The following is a 22,489-nucleotide window of genomic DNA, read 5'->3' on the forward strand; positions in this document are numbered from 1 at the left end:
TTCCGAAACCGTATTTGTCGGCATCGGAACAACTGAAAGGAGTTTTAACCTGCAGACTGTAAATCACCCACAGGTGTATTCCAGACGCCTGAGGCTGCAGTTTCGTTGACGTAGGTGGTAAAGTCTTTAGGTTTTCGACCCAACACCTTTTCAATGTCATTGGTAACTACAGCGTTTGACTTCTTGTCCAAGACCTCCGAAAATAGATAATTGATCAACCATATATAATCGGAGGGTACCTGATACTCTTCAAGCATTTTGATATAAGCCGATAGTGTGATGGGCGTAAATTGAAGCTCTCTACCTGTTGCCTTTGCAATGCGATCGACAACTTCCTCAAACTTCAAAAGTTCAGGGCCGGTGAGCTCGTATATTTTACCGTTATGACCAGGCTGCGTCAATGCAGCAGTCACGACATCAGCGATATCATCTGTATCTACATAAGGAACCAGGGCCTCAGCCTTCGGCAACGCTACATGACCAGCAACGATAGGATCCAGAAAGAAACTTTCACTAAAGTTCTGATTGAACCAGCTGGCCCTGACGATGGTGTGGTCCAGTCCCGAATGAATGATTACCTGTTCACAAAGTTCAGCCTCTTTTTCACCTTTACCGGAAAGGAGTACAAGCTTACCAATACCGGCATGTTTTGCCTTTTTGGTCAATTCTTCAATGGCTTCCAAGGCACCTGGTACAGCCAAGTCCGGCTGAAAGGTAATGTATACCTGATCCATGCCCTCTAGCGCAGCGTCCCACGTCGATGAGTCTTTCCAATCAAATGCAGGGCTTTGATTTCTTGACCCAATTCTTACAATTTGCTCTTGAGCTGACAATCGTTCAGCTACTTTTCGACCGGTTTTACCGGTTCCTCCGATGACTAAAATTCGATTCTTTTTCATGTTATTATAGTTTTTAACTAACTGTTTATCAATTATTTATTTATAATGATTGCAAGTAAACTTGCGGAAAAAGCCAAGACAGAAAAGACTGTCCTAAACATATGGAGCTGATTCCATCTAGGCTCAAACCGTATTCTTATATCGTATAGTTGATTGGGTTCCAGTGTCGTCAGGTCAATTTTGTCCAGCATCTCATTGAGCGGTACATTGCCTAACATCGTTACTCCGACTGTTCCAATCAAATAGGAGAGCGCGGCTGAAAGAAGCAACCAGAAACTCAGGTTTACCGAGATTTGATATTGTTGAATTGTACTGCTTGCAAGCAGAAGCAGGCTTCCAAAAAATATGAGGTAAAACCCTGGATTGAGAATGGCTCGATTGATCGATTGCATAACTTCCAGGTATACCAGGTCTCCAACACGTTTCGTTCCGGGTATGACAGAGACCATCCAGGCATAAAACAGTCCAGCCGAAAGTCCGGTCAACAACACAGCTACATAGAGAATCGATTTATTTAAGGTAAACTCCATGGCTATCCGACTTTGGTATAAACTGGTGTCTTGACATTAAGCCTCCAATAAATGAGAATGACCAGGAAGTACTCCATAGCGATCAGCCAGAAGCTAATTGCTCCGAAAAATTCCAAATAATTACCTCCGGCAGGTATGATCAATAGGGGTACCGTGATAATCACATCAAGGAAGATCGCAGTCGAAACCATGACAAGGCCAAGCAGTTGGCCATGCAACTTGCTTCCCTTACGATAATAATACTTGGTTCCATACCAACCTAGTGGAATCAGGGCTGTTGCAAGTGCCAGGTTAGACTGTAATTCCAGATCGTTCACCAGTCGAACTGAGTACGCCATCATGAATACCATCACACCCAAAAGCCAGATGAGTATGGCAACTAAAATTGCTCTTATTATTTTCATTTCCTTTTCGTTTAGATGTTAATATGAGGCAAAGATGCTGGGCCATGCGCCATCTTATTTGTCCGAAAAGGAGTGAGATTTGTTCGAAAGGTATTATCGACTTATTTCGCTAGGGCGAAACCCGTATTTCTTAGCAAAGGCATTAGAAAAGGAACTTAAACTGTCATATCCGACATGCCAGGCGGCTTCCTGGATAGACATATCCTCTTTTCTCAATAATTCATGCGCTTTAGTTAGGCGCTCATTCTGCAGGTATTTGAATACGGGCACGCCAAAGAGGGCTTTGAAGTTCTTCTTCAACTTGAAACTGTTCAGGCCAATAAGTCTGGAAAGCTCAGTAAGAGAAGGAGGTGTATCCATGTTGTCAAGTAGAATCTGTTTCGCTTCGTACAGCTTTTCTCGTTCTGGGGCCTTCATAACATTTTCTTTCATGGTGGCCAACTGGCCAAAAAAATGAGACAAGAGCGTGGTCATTTGACTTCGGAAAAACATCATTTTGGTTTTGCCTTCATACTGAATGTCGAAGACCTGGTCTACCACCATCTGCATGGTTGGTGTCATAAAAAATTGAGGCCCCTCTACATAAGGATCGCTAGGATTAACTAATTGATGAAGTAGCTGTTCAAATATTTCTCCCTCTTCATTAGGCAACTTCTCCAGATTGCTTACAGCTGTGGCTATGAGTACACATTGTAGCGGTTTGCCAGAAGAAATCGTGTGCTTGAATTCTACCTTTTCGTTAGCATAAAAGGAAAGTGCCAGGCCTTTCGTGCGATGGAAGTCTATTTCTTTCTTATCAAACCGAACAGTCAGATTCACATCTCCGGCACCATAAAAGGCCACGCCGATAACGGGCTCATCGAAATAGCATGAATCGGTAATGGTCGACTCTGAAGATGATTCTTCTACTAAAACAGTAAAATCATTGATGTCTATAATGTCCCTGGTCATAATGAATAATATTATAACTAATTAACAAGTATCAAGTTGCTGTCATTGAACTATATCTTATGAAAAAGTCTCATCAATCTCTAAGCTTTACAATTTTCTGTGATATTGAACCGCGTTCACCTAGGCGAATGACCTTAAAAAGAGTGCTGACTAACCAACCAGGAAAGGCAATAATTTTGGACTTATCAGCCACCTTATGATCACGTAGGGATATGAATTCTTCTTGTTTCGACTCGTCTAATTCGGACAGTTGTTTGGCAAATTTCCATGCACCGTCTCTCGCGAGCTTCATGCTAAAATCAGTCAAGGCATCATCCACTTTGCCTGTTAGTTTTAAAATGAACCGAAGCGTTGGCCAAATTTCGGCCAGGTCCTGTTGTACTTTGTGCACCAGGGACGAGAGCACTTCATTGATCTTATTGAAATCACCATCCAGATCGTCAATATTCTTGTCTTTCATCACTTGAGCTGCCGCTATACCCAAATCCAGATTGATATGTGCGTTCATGCCCATCAAAAGATGTTGTAAGACAATGGGCCAATACTTTGAGGATAATGCAAATGATTTTTCCCATGAAAGGGTAGCTGATTGACTCTGCTGATGACTATAATAGGCTGCAAGATATCTGTTTGCAAATAGCACGTCGAGTTTCTCCATTCTTGGGCCATCGTCAAAGAAATTCTCTTCAATTCCTTTTTTTACCTGAGATGTAACCAGTAGATAGAGAGCAGCAAAATAACCCAAGGGACTGCTTTCGGTTTTGGATTGAGTGATGATGTCTTCTAAGATCCGTATGACTTCATCAATGTTTTGAGCCTGAGGTGTTGGTTTCATTGTCGTTGGTTTGGTTGCGAGATTTTAAGCTGACTAAAGTAATGACAAATGTCTAAATCAGCTGCTGACACTTTGCAATCGAAATGAAATACATGCATGAATTTAATGCACTTGAAGGTTATCTATCAATTCTGTTCATACAATCGATCATTTCATTTCATCACGTTTTCACGATCAAACAAATCTAAACCCGTAAATAACAGAGCATTACCCTCAGGGTAATCTTTGTATTAATCGAAATCAAGAATGATATGAACAAAGTACTACTCATTTTTTTCTTACTAACAACCTTTAATGTTGCAGTGGCCCAACCCACGGACACCCTGGTCATAGAGCGAATGGTGGGTACTATAAAAATCGATGGAGCCATTGACGAAGAAGGCTGGGAAAAACTAACACCGTTGCCTTTAATCGCTTATAGCCCCACGTTTGGCAAGCCGCCATCAGAAAAAACAGAAATTCGAATAGGGTATGACGACAAGTACCTTTATCTCTCCGGAAAAATGTATACCGCTAACTCAAGGGACATTCAAGGCAATTCTATGATCAGAGACCTGGATTTGGAGGGAGACTTTTTCAATGTACTCATCGACTCTTATAATGACAATGAGAATATGCTGAATTTCTCTACTACTCCTACAGGTAATAGACTAGATGCTGAGGTGATTAATGATGCGGAAGGTTCCAATTTCTACAACATAAGCTGGAATGCATTTTGGGATACGGCTGTCACCCAAAATGAACAAGGATGGTTTACGGAGATGAGAATTCCCTTTACGAGTTTGAGATTTGAAGAAAATGACAATGGGAATGTCATTATGGGCCTGATCATACATCGTAGAATCAGTGCACTCAACGAACGGCTGATATTTCCAGCTATTCCTCCACAATGGAATTTTGCCAGGATGAAGCCATCCAAAGCACAGAAAATACTTTTGAAAGGGGTTCGTAGCAAACGTCCTGTATACGTAGCACCGTTTCTGGTAACCGGCATGGAAAAATTAGAACCAATGGGTGATCAGGATGACTTTAGTACGGATACACAAGTAGGTCTTGATGTGAAATATAGCTTGTCCAATAACATGACACTTGATGCTACCCTCAATACTGACTTTGCGCAAGTAGAGGCTGATATTACTCAGGTCAACCTCACTCGATTTTCTCTGTTCTTTCCTGAAAGAAGACAATTTTTTCAAGAACGGTCTGGCGTTTTTGCCTTCAATACCGGCGGAGACACGCGTTTGTTTTATAGCAGAAGAGTGGGACTAACCGAAGACGGTCAACCTATCAAAATTCTTGGTGGAATTCGATTAACAGGTAGAGTAAAAAAACTAGATATTGGTATCATGGACTTGCAAACGTCAAGCTTTGATGCAAATCCAACAGAAAACTTTGGCGTAGTTCGGTTTAGAAATCAACTATTTAATAATTATTCGTTTGTTGGTGGCATGCTGACTTCACGAATTAATAAAGACGGAGACCGTAATATCAATTACGGACTTGATGGAATATTCAGATTATCGGCATCAGATTATTTGTCTGTAAAGTGGGCCCAAACTGCGTCCGATACCTTTAATGAAATTGATAATATATCTGTTTTGGACAGGGGATCCGTTTATCTCTTTTGGGAGAAAAGGGCACTGGACGGCTTCGGGTACGAAACAGAGTATTCCAGGATAGGGGAGCACTATAACCCCGCAATGGGTTTCATATTCAGAAACGATATCACAAGTATATATCAGGGATTCAGATATGGTAAACTACTGAAAGAGCACTCACTGCTACTGAGACATACTCCGTACGTCACGGGAAATGCCATTTATCAGAATGATACACATACCTTACGCGATTACACGTTGGAAGCCGGTTGGCGCTTCGATTTTTTAACTCGAGCTTCATTTACAGTAGAATATTCACATTTATACAACAAGCTGTTTTCGGATTTTGACTTTCTTGGACGCATAAACATTCCAATCGGGGAGTATGATTATGATCGAATGACTTTGTCTTATAGCACCTCACCAGCAAATAACCTTAGATCGTCTGTGGATGTTGAATTTGGCTCTTTTTTTAACGGTTCAAGAAGATCAATAAGAGTGAATCCGCTATGGAATGTATCGAAGTACTTGTCCCTGGGTTTACGCTTCGAACTCAATCGTATTGACTTCAGTGAAACAAATGAATCGATTCAGGCAGGTGTTGGTAGTATTAATTTGACTACAGCGCTCAATATTCATCTGTCAATGGTTTCGTTCATTCAGTACAATAGCCTGGAAGAAAGGCTCAGCAGCAACATCAGATTGCGCTACAATTTCAGAGAAGGACACGACGCATTTTTGGTCTACAACAATCAATCTGCTATAAATGAAAGACCAAATGATGTCAATCAGGTACCTACATCAAATGCTGTAACGCTAAAATACATTTACACCTTCGTAAGGTAGGTGTCAGCTCAATGCTGAAAAAAGATGGACCTGATATATATCATGTTTTTTACTGAATGATATCACTAGTAGTAGTTAGAATTTTTCTGATTTTCACAATTGAAATAGTAACTAATCAGATTCTAAACTACCATGAAAAAATCCTTTGCTTTACTGGGAGCACTACTTCTCTGTTCTTCTGTCTCCTATGCACAATTCACACTTTCTGGGCAATACAGACCTCGAGCAGAATATAGACATGGGTTCAAACAACTACCAAGCCCCGGTCAGAATGCTGCTTTTTTTGTAGAGCAACGTTCACGAATCAATCTCGATTATAATTCGGAAAATTACGACATTAAGATTGTCCTACAGGATGTGCGTGTCTGGGGGAGTCAGCCGCAATTGGTGATTTCAGATGGTGCCACCACCACAATTCATGAAGCCTGGGCACTATTAAAATTCAATGAAACAGTTGGCCTAAAGCTAGGCCGTCAGGAGATAGCATATGATGACCATCGTCTGTTTGGCAATGTAGGCTGGGCGCAGCAAGCCAGAAGTCACGATGCAGCGGTATTGCAGCTGTCTCCCAATGGGGCTAAAATTCATGTGGGTCTCGCGTATAATCAGGATGGTGCCAGATTAGTTGGTAATTATTACTCAGTCAGCTCCAGTTACAAGACATTTCAATATCTGTGGGCACAAAAGTCTTTCGATAACCTGAAAGCTAGCGTACTACTCATGAATTTGGGCAATCAGGGTGGAGACCCCCTGATCAACGACGGTACTACCTATTTTCAACAAACAGTAGGAGGCAGGTTGACCTACAATATGGAGGCTTTCACGGCAAATGCAGCAATATATGGCCAATTTGGAGACATGCCAGACGATGGCAATACCTCTGTCAAGGGCATTCTCTATAGCTTGGATGTAGCTTACAAGCTTACTGATAAGCATAAGCTTTTTGCTGGATTCGAACATATTTCAGGAAATGACGAAAGTGACCCATCTGGAGCAGTATCAGGCGAGAACAATGCTTTTAACCCATATTTTGGTACCAATCACAAGTTTAATGGTTTGATGGACTATTTCTACGTGGGAAACCACAATGGAAGCGTAGGCCTCAATGATTTTCAGTTCGGGTATAAAGGTGCTTTTACTGACAATTTCAATACAACAATAGCCGCTCATCTATTGTATGCAGACGGTGAAGTATTCAACTCTGCCACTTCGCAGCCTGAGGCCATGTCTAAATCATTGGGTACAGAAATAGATATCACTGCCAACTATAAGGTTAGTACCGAAGTTGGTTTGGCATTTGGGTATTCACAGATGTTTGGTACGGAGACACTTGTCGACCTAAGAGGAGGAGACAAAGACGAATTGGCCAACTGGGCCTGGGTGATGATCACCTTCAACCCGACTTTTTTTACAACCAAAGAAAATAAAGAATAATGCTCGTCAAAAGTTACTTGGTATTCCCCAAAGAGGGTGAAAAAAACAACCTCGTTGATAAATTGAATCAATTTGACTGGTGTGAGGTTCTGCCAGCACAAAACAAGGATGTATTGGTCTTAGTAACTGATACATTGGATGAAAGTGATGAGGATATCTGCCTGAATCAGCTGAATGAAATCCAAGAAATAAAGCACTACACGTTAGTATCCGGATTTGAAGAAAATGAAAACCATACGTCACAATGAATAGAAGAGAATTTGTAAAAAAACTGGCCGCTGCCTCTGCCTTGGCCGCTGCCGCTGCCATGTTTCCGGGTATTGTTTTCGCTGACCAACAGGAGCAAGAACTTCCCGCAGGTGAAATCACCTGGAAAAAATCTCCTTGCCGATTCTGTGGAGTAGGTTGCGGATTGAAAATAGGGTTGCAGAAAGGAAAGGCCGTTGCAGTAAAAGGCGACCCGGATTCTCCGGTAAACAAAGGCCTGTGTTGCGTCAAAGGGTATCACTCGGTCATGGCTCTTTATGCCAAAGATCGATTGACGAAACCGCTCGTAAGAAAGAACGGCAAACTAGTAGAAACTTCCATAGATGAAGCTCTAGACCTTGTGGCATCTAAAATGCAGGAAACTATCGATAAACATGGAAAGGATTCGGTGTCCATGTATGGGTCAGGCCAATGGACTATTCCTGATGGCTACGTAGCCTCCAAGTTTATGAAAGGTGCGATCGGAACCAATAATCTGGAGGCCAACGCTCGATTATGTATGGCCAGTGCCGTAACTGGCTTCCTTACGACTTTTGGTATGGACGAACCCATGGGTTGTTATGAAGACATCGACCATGCTGACGTATTTGTCCTTTGGGGAAATAATATGGCGGAAATGCATCCTGTCTTATTTTCAAGGCTTTTGGATCAAAGGCTCAAGCGGAGCAATGTTAAAATCATCGATCTGGCCACCAGGACTACACGAACAAGTACGGCGGCAGACCGATCGATCTTGTTCAAACCTCAAACGGATTTAGCTATTGCTAATGCTATTTGTTACGAAATAATTAATAATGGCTGGGTCAATCAGGAGTTTGTACGCAAGCATTGCGCATTCAAAAAGGGAAAGACCAATATAGGTTATGGCCTAGAGGATAATTTCAAATTCAAGGATGAAGCCACAGGAATCGATTTGGATGAATTCAAGGAATTTTTGAAGGACTATAGACCCGATAAAGTGGAGAAGATGTCAGGGGTTTCTGCGAAAGACATTAAATACCTGGCAGCCGTTTATGGCAACCCCAACAAGAAAGTAACCTCATTCTGGTGTATGGGAATGAATCAGCACACGCGGGGTACTTGGATTAATAATCTGGTATATAATATCCACTTATTGGTGGGTAAAATTTCTACTCCCGGTAATAGCCCCTTTTCATTGACTGGTCAGCCTAGTGCCTGCGGTACCGTAAGAGAAGTAGGTACTTTAACACATAAGTTGCCTCATGGTGTGGTCATGAATGAAAAGGATCGTAAAATGGCCGCAGAAATTTGGAAAGTACCCGTTGAAAACATTCCGCCAAAACCTAGTCTACATACAGTTGAGATGTTCAGGGCATTGGATCGGGGAGAAGTACGATTCATGTGGATTCAGGTGACCAACCCTATGGTGACCATGCCTAAGCTTAACCGATATCGGGATGGGGCCTTAAAAGAAGATCGATTCATTGTAGTTTCCGATGTCTACCCAACACCTACCACGGATATAGCTGATGTTATTCTACCCTCTGCCATGTGGATCGAGCGAGAAGGAATGTACGGCAATTCAGAGCGTAGAACGCAACATTTTGAACAGCTGGTAGATGCGCCTGGAGATTGCATGAGCGATACCTGGCAAATCATCGAAGTTGCTCGAAGAATGGGATTTGAAAAACAATTTCCATGGAGCTATGAAGAGCATATTCCAGAAATATGGAAGGAATACTCACTATTTCATGAAGGAGCCAAACATGGAATGGCACCGTACCAAGTATTGAAAAGTCAACCTGGTGCCCAATGGCCTTACGTGAATGGAAAAAGTACGCAATGGCGTTTTCATGGAAAGTATGATCCCGCCTGCAAGGGCAATACCTACGATTTTTATGGAAAACCTGAGGGTAAAGCCTGGATATGGGCAAGGCCATACGAAGCAGCTCCTGAAGAACCAGATCAGGAATACCCATTCTTATTGAACACGGGGCGCGTGATAGAACACTGGCATACGGGTTCTATGACGAGGAGAATTCCGGTATTGCATCAGGCCGTACCCAAAGCCTATGTAGAGCTTCATCCGGATGACGCCAAGCAGATGGGCATCCGCAATGGGAATCAAGTTCGATTGGTATCCAGAAGAGGTAAGATTGATTTGCCAGCATCTGTGAACGAACGTGGTAAGCCGGTTCGAGGACATGTATTTGTGCCCTTCTTTGATGAGGGTAAATTGATCAATGAGTTGACGCTAGATGCCTTTTGTCCTATTTCAAAACAGCCGGATTATAAGAAATGTGCGATCAAAATAGAGAAAGTATAAGCGAATGGCCATGAAGAAAAAGCGAGGCATATCCATTTTTATTTTCATTTTGTTGATGATCTCTGCCATAGTCGTCTTAGATCGGTCATTGACAACCAATCAGGAGCGTGCAAGCCTGGGATATGAGCCAGAGGACTATGTCCCATCATTACCAGCCGAAAGTGGTGTTTTCAGAAGGTCTGAATATGCTTTGGATTACGAAAACATGCCTGATGGAGATAGCTTTAAACGCAGTCTTGAGGACTATTATGAAAATCGGGCCTACCCGGGAGCACCACCAATCATTCCACACCCATTAGTAAGTGAGCAGGGAATTGGTGGGAAGTCTTGTTTACAATGCCATGAAAATGGCGGATATGTTGATCGATTCAAAGCCTATGCACCAGTGACACCACATCCGGAGATGCTGAATTGCCGTCAATGTCACGCAGCACCCAAATCAGGTCAATTGTTCAAAAAAACCAATTGGGTAAAAATAAGCCATCCCGAGATTAAAGGTAGCGCTCTACAAGGTGGCCCACCAGTCATACCTCACTCATTACAGATGCGGGAAAACTGCCTGGCCTGTCATGCCGGACCAGCAGCTCCTAACGAGATCAAGGTCAGTCATCCCTATAGGGTCAATTGTCGTCAGTGTCATGTACCTGTTCAAGAATTTGCCACATTGAAGGCGAAATGGGACAGTACAGATCAATTCTTCCGAAAACCTAATTAATATGATGCTAGAAAAAGTAAAATTGGTTTTTTGTATTTCCATAGTGCTGACTGCGACATCTTGTTGGCATGAGGACGGCGCCATTCATCACGTAGGGCATCAGACAATTAATGAACAGCTAAACGCCAGAAGTGTTGACAGTATCCAATATGCTATATCATCCGAGGAATACCTAAAGGATCTGGACAAAGTAAAAGTCGATGGCATCCATGGTGAAGTCTATATTCCTAACAGAAGCAATCACCTGAATTCGTTTCCATGTAGCAGTTGCCATACCAAGCCCCTGAATGAATTGGGAAACCTGAATAGCGAAAATTCTAAAAAAGCGCACTGGAATATCAAACTGCAACATGCAGAAGCCGAAGTGATGAACTGCATCACATGTCACAATGATAGTAACCTGGATCAACTTCGGTCACTTACGGGCCGTGAGATCAATGTCAATCACAGCTATAAGCTTTGTAGCCAGTGTCATGCCACACAGCATAAAGAATGGCAAGGAGGAGCACATGGCAAAAGGCTCGGCGGATGGGCACCGCCGCGGATCATCAATTCATGTGTGAATTGCCATAATCCACATAGTCCGGCATTTGAAAGCAGGTGGCCGGCTCGACTCAATACAGTTAAACTGATAGAACAAACCGCAGACTAAAATAGCATGGACAAACCAACAGATAAAGACACTAATTGTGGATCGGGCAATTGCGGTTGCAATGGCAATTCTAAGCCAGATGGCACAGATCAGACTTTCAACAAGGTCACAGATCGTAGAAATATGCTCAAGTCTCTCACCGCAGGACTGCTAGCAGGGACGGGACTGGTCAATAGCGCCTGTAGCGTTACCGCTTCAGACGATACCAGAGAAAAGAAATCACTAGAGTGGGAAGAGTACTTCAAGGGCAATTACCAGCTCATGACAGATGAAGAGAAAGAGGGTACCGTTCAGCGACTGGCAAGGCTCTATGAGTTGAATAATGGTAAACATGCAAACATTTCCGCTCAAGGAGCCAGGGAAGATGTACTGTACGGCTATGCTTTCAACATCTCTAAATGCCAGGGTTACATGGATTGTGTGAATGCTTGTGTTCAGGAAAATAATCAGGATCGTGGGTCTCAGATGCAATATATTCGGATTCATGAGCATGAGAACGGACAACTCAATTTTGAACTCGCCGAGGATGATTACTATCATGAGGTACCCGCTGAAGGACATTTCTACATGGGTACCCAGTGCTTTCATTGTGAGAACCCTCCCTGTGTGGAGGTATGCCCTGTGAAGGCAACGTGGAAGGAGAAGGATGGGATCGTTGTTATTGATTATGACTGGTGTATCGGATGTAGATATTGTATGGCTGCCTGTCCCTACGACGGTCGACGATTCAATTGGTCAAACCCTCAGGTTCCGGAAGAAGAGGTCAATGAAAATCAACACTACCTGGGAAATCGCCTAAGAAAAAAGGGAGTTATGGAGAAGTGTACCTTTTGTATTCAGCGATCACGCGAAGGAAAAAATCCGGCCTGCGTAGAAGCATGCCCAACAGGAGCAAGAATCTTTGGCAACCTTCTCGATCCTAACAGTGAGATCAGGTGGGTATTGGCAAATAAAAAAGTATTCAGGCTTAAAGAGGACCTGGGTACGGAACCGAAGTTTTGGTACTTCATGGACTAATTCGACAAACTGCTAAAAGAATACTTAAATGAAACAACTAACTATATTTTTCAGTTTGGTCAGAGACGGCCTGGATTCGGCTACTACGGGCAATACTAAGTATCATGTCTGGATGGGTGCGCTTACCTTAATCATGCTACTTGGGGCCTATAGCTATTATATTCAGCTTTCAGAAGGGTTAATAGTAACCGGCATGACAGACCGTGTGAGCTGGGGACTCTATATATCAAATTTCACATTTTTGGTTGGGGTGGCTGCGGCGGCCGTGATGTTGGTCATGCCGACCTACGTGCTTAAAGATGTCGACTTTTCCAGAGCGGTCCTAATTGGAGAGGGAATGGCCGTGGCTGCCCTCATTATGTGTCTCGCCTTTGTTACTGTTGATCTAGGTGGTCCGGCCAATGCATGGCATCTGATCCCAGGTATTGGTACCTTTAATTTCCCTAATTCAATGCTCTCATGGGATGTGATTGTCTTGAATGGCTATTTATTTATTAATCTGACTGTCCCTCTCTATATTCTGATGAAGAAATATCAGGGAAAAGAACCCAATAGAAGGGTTTACTTGCCAGGAGTAATGATTTCGGTATTTTGGGCAGTTGGAATTCACATGGTCACGGCCTTTCTTTATGCCGGCCTGCCTGCTCGTCCTTTTTGGAACAACGCCCTGCTGGGACCAAGATTTTTGGCCTCTGCATTTGCGGCCGGTCCTGCACTGATTATTCTTGCTCTTCAGGTCATTAAAAACAACTCCTCCTATAAAATTGAACATACTACTATTCGAAAAATATCGATGGTGGTAACCGTTGCGGCCCAGGTCAATCTGATCATGCTCATCAGTGAATTGTTCAAAGAATTCTATGCACCTACACATCATAGTATCAGTGCGGTTTATCTCTACTTCGGTCTAGAGGGAAAGAATGCCTTAATGCCCTGGATTTATACTTCTATTACTATGAATGTAATTGCTACTTGTATACTTACTATTCATTTGCTGCGTAAGGACCTCAAATGGCTTAATCTTGCTTGTATACTCCTTTTTGTGGCAGTCTGGATAGAAAAGGGAATGGGACTGATCATACCAGGTTTCATTCCAGGGCCATGGGGTGACATCGTTGAGTATTTTCCAACATGGATTGAAATAGGCGTAACAGCAGGTATTTGGGCGATGGGCTTTTTTATATTTACTATACTGGTGAAAGCATTCATACCTATTGAACAGGGAACCCTTAGATACAATAAAAGCTAGTGCTTTATTAATTCAATTCTAGCCAAAGTCATTACTCTAAAAAATGTATTAAGAGTAAAATTTGATCGGGTTTTACCCTGTTCTGATCGTGTATGTTCATTTTTATCTCAAACTCAAAATAGAATAGAAATGAACAAAGTCATCTTACTAGCCATTGTGTCCCTAATGAATATCTCATGTCCAAAGGGCCTGGCGCAAACAAATCAAGGAAAGATAGTCCAAACTTCCTTTCAGAAAATAAATTCGGGTAAAGTCGATGAGGCCATAACCGATTTGAATGCTTTTATTTCTGAAAATCCTGATCACCCTGCAGCGCTCGGAATGCTCGGTCTGGCTCACAGAAGAAAAGGAAATAACGAAAAATCTTTGTCTTTTTATGAAAGAGCGCTAAATGCTCAACCTGAAAATGTACAATTTCAATTTAACCTCGGCGTGGCCTATGCACTGGCCGATAATAAAGATGCGGCCTTTGAGTCTTTACTTAAGGTTAAAGCAACGAATGCCTATAACATTACCAATGTAGGCCTTAGCCCAGCCGGGGCCGTGCTAAAAAGCGATCCAAGATATAAAGAGCTATTTCCTACACCTGAAGAATATGCCAATCCATTTACTGAACAAGGAGCCAAGGTGATCCACGACTGGAAAGGTGAAAGCCAGAACGACCAATTTGGTTGGATAGGTAGAAATATCGGAGACGTGAATGGAGATGGTATCATGGATATAACTACCTCAGCGCCAACGAACAAGGAGGGAGGAACTAATGCTGGAAAAATCTATGTTTACTCGGGCAAAAGTGGAGAACTACTATGGTCATATGCAGCTAAGGATGCGAATGGTCAACTGGGTATGAGTATAGAGGCAGCGGGAGATGTTAATGCAGATGGTGTTCCTGATGTAGTAGCCGGCGCTCCTTATGTCAACAAGGCTTGGGTGTTTTCCGGTATTGATGGAAAAGTCATTTACGAATGGAAAGGGGCAGATGAAAAAGGTGCCTTTGGTATTGGTGTTCGCGGTGTTGGAGATGTCAATCGAGATGGCTTTGGAGATGTACTCGTAAGTGAGCCTTATCAGGTATGGGGAGGACCGCTGAACAGCGATAAAATAGAACATGCCGGACGTGTGCATTTGTACTCGGGGAAAGATGGTTCAATACTTCAAAAATGGGATGGCGAAAGGGCTGGAGATGGTTTTGGTACTGCGGTTGGTGGAAAGACTTCACGTGGGTCAACATTCATCATGATGGGAGCTCCATCGGCAGGTTCTAAAAAACAGGGTCGCGTATATGTATATAAGAATGTGGCGGAGAAAGCCTTTCTCACAATGGAGGCTGACAGCACCGGTGGTAGCCTTGGTGGTATGTTTATGTCTGTGGTAGGAGATGTCAATGGAGATGGTACTCAGGATGTTTACGCATCGGACTTCGCGAATGCTGCTCTGGGCCGATCCACCGGAAGGGCTTATATACATTCGGGAGCCGACGGAAAGCAATTGCACACTTTTACCGGTGAGAGCGCAGGTGATGGTTTTGGCATTGGCGTGGCAGACGCCGGTGATACGAACAATGACGGTTATGATGATCTTGTCATCGGCGCCTGGCAACATGCATCCGCTGCACCTTCGGGTGGCAAAGTTTACGTGTACTCAGGAAAAGATGGGAGTCTTCTTCGTACCTTTACTGGTCAAGTGGTTGGTGAAACACTCGGATTTGACGCTACCGGCATTGGTGACATTAATGACGATGGTGTAGTCGACCTACTTTTAACCTCAGCTTGGAGCGCTATTAACGGCTCCAAGTCAGGTAGAATGTTGGTGGTTGCCGGGAAATAGTCGGGCTGTAGCCCAGTTCAACACTATCTCATTTCTCTTCTTTTGATTATTCCGACAATTGGCTATCTTGTTCTAAATCAAACATTTATAAAAAAAATGCCTGAAATACAAATCAACTTCGTTGCGGTGATTGTCGCCGTGGTACTAAACTTTATTCTGGGTTTTATCTGGTACACACCACTATTTGGTAAGGCCTGGGCCACAGAAATGGGGTTTGACCCTAATGAGAAACCTGAGGGTTCTGTTATGGCCAGAGGGATGATCTTTATGGTCGTTGGCAACTTTTTCCTCGCTTACGTCTTTGCCCACAACATCGCAGTTTGGGATCCCATGACCTGGGGACAAGGTCCTTCAGAAATGTCTAAAATGGCCAACATTGCCAACGCTGCCTTTTTTACCTGGCTTGGTTTCTTTCTGCCTATTGACTTGGGAGGAGTAGCCTGGGAGAAAAAATCATGGAAACTATTCGGGATCAATACAAGCTATCATCTGCTATCATTGATAGTAGTGGCTGCTGTATTGATTTATATGTAAGGGGGCCAGTATCTCAACTTTAAACTAAAAACCAGGGTGTCAATATCATTGATACCCTGATTTTTTTGACCGTACTCGTTTATGAGGTAACAAATTTGATCTCATTTTTTGACTAACGTCGACAAATCGAACTGCTCTCCAGATTTGAACACATAATCAGGTTTATTGATCCATTTGGTCAAATTCACTAAAAACCGCAGGAATGCAGACGGCACAATAACGATATACAGATGTATGTGCTCAAGTTTTGAAATGGCTCTGAGATATATAGGGTTAAGCGGATTGGCTAGAATGACGTTAGACGTATCCACAATATGATTGAATTTACCAGAACTCTCACGATCCATTTTTTTGAGATGTACCAGGTACCTACGAAGAAGACTTAAACTAATAATTCCCTTGGCTACTATTCTATAAGTATCCAATTCCTCTTGGTTACAATACATCTCTATACTTCCATATTTGTTTTTGAAATGAGTTATCATATTCAGGCTTTTGTTTTTATGTAGGCAAATTAGCCAGAAGCACTTCAGAGACGCTTACAAAAAAAGCGCATAGTCTTGTACTTCTATTTTTTATGGCGATGTAGAAATGTTGATGAATAAACCATCTGTCCTGATCTGAGTCTAAAAGACTCAAACAAATTATAAACAGATGAAATTTCTATTGAAAACATCCTTTTTAGTATTAATATCCCTAGCAGCCTTTCAAAGCTATGCCCAGAAAAGAAAACCACGCAAAGAGGTAGTCGTAGTTTCGCGCGGCCGAGTTGTAAAAAAGGTGCACAAAACACATGTGGTTGTGGCTCACAAAGGCGTTGACTACCGCTACGTAAACGGCGTTTTTTATAAGCCCAGAAACTCAAAGTTCGTAGTGGTTGGAGCACCCGTTGGCGTGAGAGTCAGAACCCTTCCTGTCTCTCACATTAGAATATATGTCAGGTCAAACCCATTCTATTATTATAATGGCATTTTCTATAGAAAAATCGTGAATTCAGATGAATACGAAGTTGTGCAGCCACCTGTGGGAGCCAGAGTTTCTGAATTGCCAGAAGGTACTGAGATGATCATATTGGATGGACAAAAGTATTTCGAGTTAGATGGCTATTACTATCAAGAAGTGATTACCAACAGCAATGAACTAAACTATGAAGTAGTTAGAAATCCATAAGGTATTATCTTGCGAAGATCTAAGTCGCTAATCGTTTATGAGCCAAACTACGGTTAATCTGTTTGATATGCCCATTGAGCAGCTCTTCTCAAGAGTAAAAACTAATTTCCGTTTATATCAATATGATTATAGAAAGCATACCGTATTACTAAATGATGATAGGAGTGATGCAGTGGGCCAAATCAGACTACCGCTGCATTTATCCCTCGATGATCAGCTGAATATTACCGGTAATGAAACATTGGTGCTCTATCTAAGTATAGAGTCGGGTCATGCAGCCATTTGTGTAATGCAGGGAAAATCCAATGTCTATCATACTACATTTTCGGCCTATATGACCCGGAAGAAGCAAGGGGTAAGTCAAATTAAATACCTAAACAAAAAAGGCAAATCGAGGGCGGGATCAAGGGTTCGCCTGGCGAAAACCATCGAGTTTTTTGAGCGCATCAACACTGCACTGATTAGGCTATTCGAGGAACATGAGATTGAGCGAATAGCTCTCAATTGCAATGCTACTCTTATTCCTTATTTGCATAATTCCAAAGTGGCCTGCCCATTCGACAAGAAGGACTCTCGTTTGTATAAAATCCCATTGCATATTCCGCAATCCAACTTTACCAATCTGGATAAGGCGGTCAAAAAATTGATGGCACCCATACTTTTTTATGAGGCTGAGCATGAGCTTATGGTCAATAAAGCCTTGAATTAAGTGAGAGTGTATAAAATTGGGTGAGCCCAAAAATCTACTGACTACCCTAAAGAAGGTGATCTGTTTTTGACAAAAGAAAATAAAAAGATAGTTTAGTAGCCAGTAAACCACCTATTCATAGCTATGGAAACCCTAACAAGATTACTTTTTATTGTATTATTTGGTTTGTGTCAGTTTCAGTGTTCGTCACCTTCTTCTAATCAAACATCAAACCTACGAAATGAGAACCAGGCCTTAGATACCGTGGATGTCGGCAAAACTAATCCTCCTGAAGAGGTGAATACAGTCAGACAAGAAGCTGCCGATGCTGAAGCCATCGATAAACAGGAAGTAGACTCTGAAAATTCCAGAAATTATACAGGTGAGCCTTATATTTTATATGAACGGGCTCCATTCGAGTATCCTTTTGCCATTGTGAAATCATATTATTCTCCTGTCCTTAGGAGATCCCATGATCCTGAAGGGGTAGCACTTGATACACTGAAAGCTTTTGAACAGCTCGAAATTACCTATATGGCATATACTGCAACCGGTCAGTGGTACTATGTCGATGCCTCAGATCAGCGAGCAGGTTGGATTCATGAGAATAGTATCACCCTATTTAAAGAAAAGTCGGAGGATATAGATTTTTACCTTAAGCTAATTGCAGACTCTCTGAATTTGGAGTCTTTTGAAAAAGTAGAAACCTCGTATTCGATATTTTATAAAAATACATCTGGCTCAAATCACTATAAAGTTGAGTACCAAGCTGACGTTGGCTTATTGCAGGTTTATCTTCAGGTGGAAGGTGAATTGGAATATGATTATCAAGGAACACAAGCTTATCGAGTGATGGGCAAAAAGCTGTATTATTTGGGTGATTTTATGTATGATTCCGGCTTGTCTGGTGAATTGATAAATAACTACTTATTGATCAGTCATACTAGTCAATGGACCGAATGGATTCGTATTTATGATAGAAACAAGCAAGTAGAACTCTCGGAAGTTAGATGGCGTTACACTCCAATCGCTCTCAAGGGATTAAAAGAGATTCATCTGAAAGAGCTGACTAGGAAAGAATTTGCCAGTGGGCTTAGAATAGAAACGTCGAAAAAAGATGGTAAGCCTATCATAGAATTCAAGTATCAGGATAATTGAATTCATTAGCTTCTACAGATCTCAAAGAGCACGCAAACTGAGAGCCTTTGCCAATCCTACTTCCCGAGTCCAGCCTCAAGAACGGCAATCAGCAACGCCAGTTTAATCGCGCTGGCTCCGTCTATATTTGCCCACCATTCGTCGAGTGAATGTGCATTGCCACTTCTTCCACCTCTGCCTATTGTTACAGCCGGAATGCCTTTAGCAATAGGGATATTGGCATTGGTGGATCCTGTAGTGAGACGAGGAGAGGTGCCTAATGTTGCGGTTGCTGCTAAGGCTCGCTGGATCAATGGCACATCCTTGGATTGAACTCCAGAAGGGCGGTCCCCAATCTTTTGCAGTTCTAGTTTTATTTCACCATTGACTCCTGAATCATTGTAATATTTCACCGCTTGATTTACAGAAGTTTTGAACAGACTATCTATCGCGAGTAGCCGACCAGGGTCCAGCGAGCGCATGTCCACCTCGAACCAGGATTCGAACGGAATGGAATTAACAGAAGTCCCGCCGCCAATTCTACCTATGTTGTAAGAAGTTTTCGGACCTTCGTATATATTTTGAGAAGCCGATGTGGTGAAATAATCAATAGCTTTTCCAAGTGCATGATGTGGATTGGCCAGTCCGAAAGCACCCCAGGAATGCCCACCTGGCCCCCTAAATATGGCTCTGTATCTGGTAGAACCCAAGGCGCCATTATTCACTCGGCCAAGACTGCCTCCGTCTATAGAAATCCATGAATCAATAGACAACTCAGCACCTTCTCTCAGCAGGTGTTTGACTCCTCTTAGGTCACCTAGACCTTCTTCTCCTACAGTTCCTACAAACAGCAAATTAGCCTGTGTTTTGATTTCTGCTGCGGTCATAGCGCGAAGTACAGTGAGTACCATCACCAGCCCCCTGGTATCATCTCCTATGCCAGGGGCAATCAATGTATCACCTTTTATCTTTACCGTGAGGTCAGTATCCATTGGGAAAACGGTATCAATATGGGCGTCAAGCACAATTGTTCGATCTCCTTTTGTCCCTTCTCTAAGAGCCAAGACATTCCCAACTTCATCTACCCATACCTTATCAGCTCCTGCCTGCTCAAGCATCACTTTAAAGGCCAGCCCGCGTTCTTTTTCTCCGAAAGGAGGCGCCGGTATTTCGGTTAGCGTAATCAGATCTTTAGTGGTTTGCGATTCAAACTCATCGATGATTTCAAAGGACTTTTGCACTTTCTTGTCTTTAACTGTTTTGCTGGCCTCGTTGGTGTATGATCTGGAGATCAATGAAGTGTCCTGTGCGTGCAAATGAGCCCCGGCAAGCATTAGTCGTCCAATTAGCAATGAAGTATATAAGTAATTAATATTGATCATTTTCTATTTCTTGTATGATGTATTTAGTTTCTATTTACCTAAAGGCCGGACAGCTTAGAATATCCCTAAAGAATGTTCCTTTTTTTATTTTTTTGCAAAGACCTATCTCAACTGCTAATTCACATTCATTCGATGCCTATGGCCAACGTGAATTTGATGCTCCCCAATAAACGTAGTAGAAGTTCTGCCTCCGAGGTCGACTGCATGATCGTTACGCTCAAAAATACCTCAGACGAATCATAAGTGAAAGTCAACTCTTATGACTGACCTAATTTTCTTTCGCCCTTGCGAATGATCTTTTTGCTCTCGCGACCTTTGATCACTCCTTGTTTTTCATCTATCCATACTATGGCACCTGTCGGGCAGCGCTGAATGGGGTCTTTCATTTGATGGTTGAGATTATAATTGATGACTGGTAAATTGTTTACCATGATAATGAGTTCGCCAGGTGCGTCCATGGCACATTTTCCACAAGCCGTACAGCCGACATCGCAGTTTACCAATACTTCTTCTCCAGCTTCAAGGCTTTTGCAGGCCACCCATAGGTGACTACTGATGGGTTGCAGAGAAAACAAATCCTTCGGACAGACTTCAACGCAATCACCACAGGCGGTGCATTTATCTGGGTTCACCTCGGGTATTGAGTGGCTATTCATGGTAATGGCATCAAAGTCGCAAACCACTTCGCAATCACCATGACCCAGGCATCCCCAAAAGCATCCTTTGCCACCTCCCGAAACTAACGATGCTGCCTGACACGAAGCCAATCCTTGATATTGGGCACGGTTTTGTGCAACATTGGTCCCACCGGCACAGGCCAGTCGCGCGACACGCTTTTCTTCCGACCCCGGGTCCACACCAAGAAATTGAGCTATAGCCAGCCGACCATCTTCTGTACTTACTGTACATTTTCCCGGCAGCACTTGCCCGGATACGAGTGCTTCTGCAAAAGGACGACAACCGGGAAAATTGCACGCACCACAATTGGCATGAGGCAACATGTCTTCAACGGTATCGATACGTGGATCTTCATACACATACAGGCGCTTGTTGGCCAACATTAGCATGATAGCCAGCAATAGCGTAAGACCTCCTAAGGCGCAAATAGCAATAATGATTGACATACGATTAAATCTTGCTCAACAGCTCCCTTGGCGCATTGACAAGGGGTTTGTTTCATTTCAAGCCTAATAGATTACCTCAGCCCATTTTTTACCGGCAATCAACTCGGCCTTTCTTGTTTCCCATTTTTCTTTGGATCCCATTATTTGAGAAAATGCTTTATTCAAATTCTCATTGACTTTATCATATCCTGCCACAAAAATATGGGTATTGGTAAATGATAACATTTCTAAAATTTCTTCCGCCCGCTGTTCTATTGCTTTATCCAATTGAATAGGGTCTGACCAATGTGGTCGGGGACTAAGGGCGTGAATGGCCTCGAAAGTGTCCTGATCGTAATAGTTGGTCAGATCACCATCTTTGTCATTCAGATACAATAATTCCAAACCACTTCTGGCACCATAAAACAAGCGAATCTTACCCTGCCAGTCTTTAATGTTTTTATAGATATGTTTAACGAAGGCACGGAATGGTGCAATCCCGGTGCCCATGCCAATCAGTATGAGGTTGGAAGTTTTGTCTTCGGGCGCTTTGAATGGTAAATCAAAAGGCCCGGTTATAGTAATTTCGTCACCAATTTTCCTGTCGCATAGGTAATTGGAACCCACCCCGGGATAGATTTCACCATTGAATTCATCCACATAAAAACAGCGCTTGACCAGGAGACTGAGATTTGTTTTGCCTTTCTTTTTTTTAGGAATATCAGCAACACTATACAATCGGTGGTGATAGTTGTTGCCAGACTCGTCGGGTGGGGATGCTACCAGCACACCAAAGCTTTGGTCCACCTCACATTCAAACTCCGGTTGCTCTACTTCAAGGAAAATTTCCCGTATTTCATCGGTATCAGCAGGAGTGAGACGTTTGGTCTTTTTCACCGTGGCTTGATACCAGTTTTCCGTATTATAATCTGCTAAGTGTGCCATATCTATTGATTATTTAGGT

General features: G+C 42.7%; 22 protein-coding genes. 13 read left to right on the forward strand and 9 right to left on the reverse strand.

Annotated elements, in window-relative coordinates; genetic code table 11:
• Window positions 1-44: 44 nt before the first annotated feature.
• The 5 genes from ABJD64_RS09300 to ABJD64_RS09320 form a co-directional block, all read right to left on the reverse strand.
• Window positions 45-899, reverse strand: a complete 855-nt coding sequence (locus ABJD64_RS09300) for an NAD(P)H-binding protein (RefSeq protein WP_348181978.1) — start codon at window positions 897-899, stop codon at window positions 45-47.
• Window positions 900-931: 32 nt separating this feature from the next.
• Window positions 932-1,429: a DUF1772 domain-containing protein gene (locus tag ABJD64_RS09305; protein ID WP_348195076.1), complete on the reverse strand. Its 498-nt coding sequence runs from the start codon at window positions 1,427-1,429 to the stop codon at window positions 932-934.
• Window positions 1,430-1,431: 2 nt separating this feature from the next.
• Window positions 1,432-1,833, reverse strand: coding sequence for a DUF5367 family protein (locus ABJD64_RS09310; RefSeq protein ID WP_348195078.1), 402 nt, complete (start codon window positions 1,831-1,833; stop codon window positions 1,432-1,434).
• A 93-nt stretch (window positions 1,834-1,926) separates the two neighbouring features.
• Entirely contained in the window at window positions 1,927-2,784 is an 858-nt protein-coding gene (locus ABJD64_RS09315) for an AraC family transcriptional regulator (RefSeq protein ID WP_348178011.1), read from the reverse strand.
• A 73-nt stretch (window positions 2,785-2,857) separates the two neighbouring features.
• On the reverse strand, window positions 2,858-3,619 hold the full coding sequence (locus tag ABJD64_RS09320; protein WP_348178013.1) for a DUF5995 family protein: 762 nt from the start codon (window positions 3,617-3,619) through the stop codon (window positions 2,858-2,860).
• Between the two features lie 251 nt (window positions 3,620-3,870).
• On the opposite strand from ABJD64_RS09320, the gene ABJD64_RS09325 reads away from it, so the two are divergent.
• The 10 genes from ABJD64_RS09325 (at window position 3,871) to ABJD64_RS09370 (ending at window position 16,045) form a co-directional block, all read left to right on the forward strand.
• Window positions 3,871-6,063, forward strand: coding sequence for a DUF5916 domain-containing protein (locus ABJD64_RS09325; protein WP_348178015.1), 2,193 nt, complete (start codon window positions 3,871-3,873; stop codon window positions 6,061-6,063).
• 132 nt (window positions 6,064-6,195) lie between these two features.
• Complete coding sequence (locus tag ABJD64_RS09330; protein ID WP_348178017.1) at window positions 6,196-7,497, forward strand: alginate export family protein; 1,302 nt, start codon at window positions 6,196-6,198, stop codon at window positions 7,495-7,497.
• Complete coding sequence (locus ABJD64_RS09335; RefSeq protein ID WP_348178019.1) at window positions 7,497-7,745, forward strand: hypothetical protein; 249 nt, start codon at window positions 7,497-7,499, stop codon at window positions 7,743-7,745. The genes ABJD64_RS09330 and ABJD64_RS09335 overlap by 1 nt, the downstream gene beginning before the upstream one ends.
• A complete protein-coding gene (locus tag ABJD64_RS09340; RefSeq protein ID WP_348178020.1) occupies window positions 7,742-10,051 on the forward strand; it encodes a molybdopterin-dependent oxidoreductase in 2,310 nt (769 codons plus the stop codon). Before ABJD64_RS09335 ends, ABJD64_RS09340 begins: the two co-directional genes overlap by 4 nt.
• A 10-nt stretch (window positions 10,052-10,061) precedes the next feature.
• Window positions 10,062-10,766, forward strand: coding sequence for a hypothetical protein (locus ABJD64_RS09345; RefSeq protein WP_348178022.1), 705 nt, complete (start codon window positions 10,062-10,064; stop codon window positions 10,764-10,766).
• Window position 10,767: 1 nt separating this feature from the next.
• Window positions 10,768-11,418 carry a hypothetical protein gene (locus tag ABJD64_RS09350; RefSeq protein ID WP_348178024.1) on the forward strand — a complete coding sequence of 217 codons (651 nt, stop codon included), beginning with the start codon at window positions 10,768-10,770 and terminating at the stop codon, window positions 11,416-11,418.
• A gap of 6 nt (window positions 11,419-11,424) precedes the next feature.
• Window positions 11,425-12,435, forward strand: coding sequence for a sulfate reduction electron transfer complex DsrMKJOP subunit DsrO (gene dsrO, locus ABJD64_RS09355; RefSeq protein WP_348178027.1), 1,011 nt, complete (start codon window positions 11,425-11,427; stop codon window positions 12,433-12,435).
• 28 nt (window positions 12,436-12,463) lie between these two features.
• Entirely contained in the window at window positions 12,464-13,684 is a 1,221-nt protein-coding gene (gene dsrP, locus ABJD64_RS09360) for a sulfate reduction electron transfer complex DsrMKJOP subunit DsrP (protein WP_348178029.1), read from the forward strand.
• Between the two features lie 129 nt (window positions 13,685-13,813).
• Window positions 13,814-15,511 carry a tetratricopeptide repeat protein gene (locus ABJD64_RS09365; protein WP_348178031.1) on the forward strand — a complete coding sequence of 566 codons (1,698 nt, stop codon included), beginning with the start codon at window positions 13,814-13,816 and terminating at the stop codon, window positions 15,509-15,511.
• A gap of 96 nt (window positions 15,512-15,607) precedes the next feature.
• Entirely contained in the window at window positions 15,608-16,045 is a 438-nt protein-coding gene (locus ABJD64_RS09370) for a DUF1761 domain-containing protein (RefSeq protein WP_348178032.1), read from the forward strand.
• Window positions 16,046-16,146: 101 nt separating this feature from the next.
• Here ABJD64_RS09370 and ABJD64_RS09375 read toward each other — a convergent pair whose 3' ends face one another.
• Window positions 16,147-16,530, reverse strand: coding sequence for a hypothetical protein (locus tag ABJD64_RS09375; protein WP_348178034.1), 384 nt, complete (start codon window positions 16,528-16,530; stop codon window positions 16,147-16,149).
• A gap of 169 nt (window positions 16,531-16,699) precedes the next feature.
• Between ABJD64_RS09375 and ABJD64_RS09380 the strand changes: the two genes are divergently transcribed.
• The 3 genes from ABJD64_RS09380 to ABJD64_RS09390 all read left to right on the forward strand — a co-directional run bounded on the left by ABJD64_RS09380 (window position 16,700) and on the right by ABJD64_RS09390 (window position 19,061).
• Entirely contained in the window at window positions 16,700-17,215 is a 516-nt protein-coding gene (locus ABJD64_RS09380) for a DUF6515 family protein (protein ID WP_348178036.1), read from the forward strand.
• 37 nt (window positions 17,216-17,252) lie between these two features.
• Window positions 17,253-17,924 (forward strand): hypothetical protein, encoded by a 672-nt coding sequence (locus ABJD64_RS09385; protein WP_348178038.1) that lies wholly within the window; start codon window positions 17,253-17,255, stop codon window positions 17,922-17,924.
• 123 nt (window positions 17,925-18,047) lie between these two features.
• Window positions 18,048-19,061: a hypothetical protein gene (locus ABJD64_RS09390; RefSeq protein ID WP_348178040.1), complete on the forward strand. Its 1,014-nt coding sequence runs from the start codon at window positions 18,048-18,050 to the stop codon at window positions 19,059-19,061.
• Window positions 19,062-19,117: 56 nt separating this feature from the next.
• Here ABJD64_RS09390 and ABJD64_RS09395 read toward each other — a convergent pair whose 3' ends face one another.
• From ABJD64_RS09395 to ABJD64_RS09405, 3 genes are all read right to left on the reverse strand, one after another.
• Entirely contained in the window at window positions 19,118-20,422 is a 1,305-nt protein-coding gene (locus ABJD64_RS09395; RefSeq protein WP_348178042.1) for a M20/M25/M40 family metallo-hydrolase, read from the reverse strand.
• A gap of 257 nt (window positions 20,423-20,679) precedes the next feature.
• Window positions 20,680-21,546: a (Fe-S)-binding protein gene (locus ABJD64_RS09400; RefSeq protein WP_348178044.1), complete on the reverse strand. Its 867-nt coding sequence runs from the start codon at window positions 21,544-21,546 to the stop codon at window positions 20,680-20,682.
• A gap of 63 nt (window positions 21,547-21,609) precedes the next feature.
• Window positions 21,610-22,470 (reverse strand): ferredoxin-NADP reductase, encoded by an 861-nt coding sequence (locus tag ABJD64_RS09405; RefSeq protein ID WP_348178046.1) that lies wholly within the window; start codon window positions 22,468-22,470, stop codon window positions 21,610-21,612.
• Between the last annotated feature and the right edge of the window lie 19 nt (window positions 22,471-22,489).

This window comes from Reichenbachiella sp. (assembly GCF_039944555.1).
Lineage (GTDB): Bacteria > Bacteroidota > Bacteroidia > Cytophagales > Cyclobacteriaceae > Reichenbachiella.